We start from the raw sequence: 2,720 nt of genomic DNA, 5'->3' as shown, positions 1-2,720 counted from the left end.
AAATTGCTCAGCGTACTAAAGAAGATATACAAAAGGAGTTACTGGATAATGCGAAGCTTTGTGCATTTGATAGTATGCGTTTCTATTATGATAATCATACTCACCAATATGCAGGTCATTCTCACCAAAAAGCTAAATCTTATGAGATTCAAGCGGAAGCCGCAAAAAGCATTCTAGCAGCACCAGAATCTATAGATGAAAAGGATAAAGAAATTATAGAACCTTTAGCAAAAGTCCGTGGTATTACGGTTATTGAAATGGCAAGAATAATTGAGGAAAAAGTGAAAAAAGCAGTAAAAGCAATAATTAAATGTGAAGAGCTTGAAGATTTAGCCAAAAGAAAGATTGAAGAAGCCAAAAGTGAAAATGAGCTACAGACTTTGCTAGATGATTTCAGGAAAAAAATACAAAGAAATGGCTGAAGAATTTTTACATGGCGTAAATGTTATTGAGGTAACCTCAGGAGCAAAGACAGTACGTACAGCTAAATCATCAGTGATAGGTGTAATTGGTACTGCACCTGAAGCAGATGAGCAAAAATTTCCGCTAAATAAACCAGTGTTAGTTGCAGGAAGCTTAAAGGAAGCAGCAAAGCTCGGAAAGAGTGGCAGTTTACCTTCTGCAATAAATGGAATATTTTCCCAGATTGGTGCAACAGTAGTAGTTATTCGAGTTAAAGAAAGTGAAAACAGCGATCCAAAATTAAAAGAAGAAGAGACGCTGAAGAATATAATTGGCGGTGTTGATAAAGAGACTGGAGAGTATCAAGGGATAGAAGCATTCCTCAGTAGTGAAAGCATAGTTCATGTTGCTCCAAGAATATTAATTGCACCTCAATTTACTCACCAACTACCAGAAGATGCAGTGGTTGCAGCATTAATTCCTATAGCAGAAAAGCTGAGAAGCATAATAGTAGCAGATGGACCAAATACTAATGATGAAGAAGCAATAAAATGGCGAAAGAGCATCGGCAGCTCAAGAGTTTACGTCGTTGATCCATGGATTAAGTTATTTATTGAAGGAAAAGAAGAAATCTTGCCATCGAGTCCATTTGTAGCTGGTTTAATAGCTAAGATAGACAGCGAGCAAGGCTTCTGGCATTCACCTTCAAATAAAGAGATAAATGGCATTGTTGGAACAAGCAGGCCTATTGATTTTACGCTCGGTAATACAAATTGTAGAGCAAACCACTTGAATGAAAATGAAGTAACAACGATAATTCATCAAAATGGCTATAGGCTTTGGGGAAATAGAACATGTTCAAGCGATTCGAAATGGGCTTTTCTATCAGTGAGGCGTACTGCAGATTTAATTAACGACAGTCTACTTCGAGCTCATTTATGGGCAGTTGATCGCAATATTACCAAAACTTATATAGATGATGTGATTGAGGGGGTGAATTCTTACCTTGCAAGTTTAAAAGCGCAAGGAGCAATTATCAGTGGAAAATGTTATGCAACTCCCGAACTCAATACACCGGCAAATAGTGCAAGCGGGAAAGTATCTTTTGACTTTGAGTTTACACCACCATATCCGGCTGAACAGATTACTTGTATCTTCAAGGAGTAGGGCATTGTAGCTAAAATGTCTTGCAGGGAAGGTGAAGCCGATAGATTACTTATGCCAAAAAGGCTGACAAAAAGATTTTGCTCCCTTCCCATATAGAGTTAAAAGACTGAACAGTATCTTTGGAATTATATCCCGTATTACAAGGTTGGTCTAAACTCTCAATTCGTTATAGTCCTAGAGGAAATTTTATGCAAGTCAATGCTATTTTAGGTGTAGACATTTCTAAAAAGAAACTTGATGCTTGTTTATTGATAGACAACAAAGAACGACATAAAGTTTTTCACAATAACAAGGAAGGTTTTGAAAAGCTTGGTGTAATAATCACGGAGCAGTCCTTATTCATCTGTGCCTAGAAGCGACTGGTTGTTACAGTGAAGATATAGTTATTTTTATGTATGACCTTGGACATAATGTAAGTGTGGTAAACCCTGCTCAAATCAAGGCTTTTGGCAAAAGTGAGCTACTCAGAAACAAAACAGATAAGTCAGATGCTGCCATGATTGCTAGGTTTTGTATTGCTAATAAACCTAATCTTTGGAAACCTGCTCCTACTGAAGTCAAGCGTTTAAGAGATCTCTATCGTTGTTTGCAAGCATTTAAAGACGACAAGTTACAACAGATGAATCGCTTGAAATATGAATTCCCGTTGTAAGCAAGCCATACTTGAAGTAGTTGCTACAATAGAAACAGAAATTTCTGCTATAGAAAAAGAGATTTGTGAGCATGTTAATAACCATTCACACCTAAAAAATATGATAGAAAACATCAAGACTGTAAAAGGTATAGGACATCTTACTGCTGTTGCTATCGTTGCAGAAATGCCATCTGTTGATAATTTTGATAATGCTAGACAATTTACAGCCTTTGCCGGTCTAAATCCTGAATATTACCAATCAGGTTCATCTGTCAGTAAAAAAAGTAGAATATGTAAAATAGGGTCGGAACGTATTCGCAAAACTCTTTATATGCCAGCTATAGTAGTCAAGAATCATAATTCTCACTTTCAAAAGTTTTGCCAACGTTTAGCAAGTAAAGGAAAATGTCCAATGGTAATAATTGTCGCATTAATGAGAAAATTAATGCATGTGGTTTTTGGTATTTTAAAAAATAATCAACCATTTAATGGTGATTTAGTGAAATAATCAGTTGAC

The 2,720-nt window shown here is 36.3% G+C and carries 2 protein-coding genes and 1 pseudogene; all 3 read left to right on the top strand.

What is annotated here, in order from left to right; genetic code table 11:
• Positions 1-422: hypothetical protein (locus tag Wcon_RS09305; RefSeq protein WP_114517777.1), on the top strand; the 422-nt coding region annotated here is incomplete at its 5' end.
• On the top strand, positions 415-1,569 hold the full coding sequence (locus tag Wcon_RS09300) for a phage tail sheath subtilisin-like domain-containing protein (protein WP_114517923.1): 1,155 nt from the start codon (positions 415-417) through the stop codon (positions 1,567-1,569). The genes Wcon_RS09305 and Wcon_RS09300, both read left to right, overlap by 8 nt.
• Positions 1,570-1,757: 188 nt before the next feature.
• Positions 1,758-2,711: pseudogene (locus tag Wcon_RS13520) on the top strand (IS110 family transposase).
• Positions 2,712-2,720: the final 9 nt, after the last annotated feature.

This window comes from Wolbachia endosymbiont of Cylisticus convexus (assembly GCF_003344345.1).
The sequence above is the reverse complement of the archived record's forward strand: the minus strand, read 5'-3'. Positions and strand labels throughout refer to the sequence as shown.

Coding starts and splice junctions, on each gene's coding strand:
- Wcon_RS09300 (WP_114517923.1), top strand. CDS start 415: ATGGCTGAAGAATTTTTACATGGCGTAAATGTTATTGAGGTAACCTCA.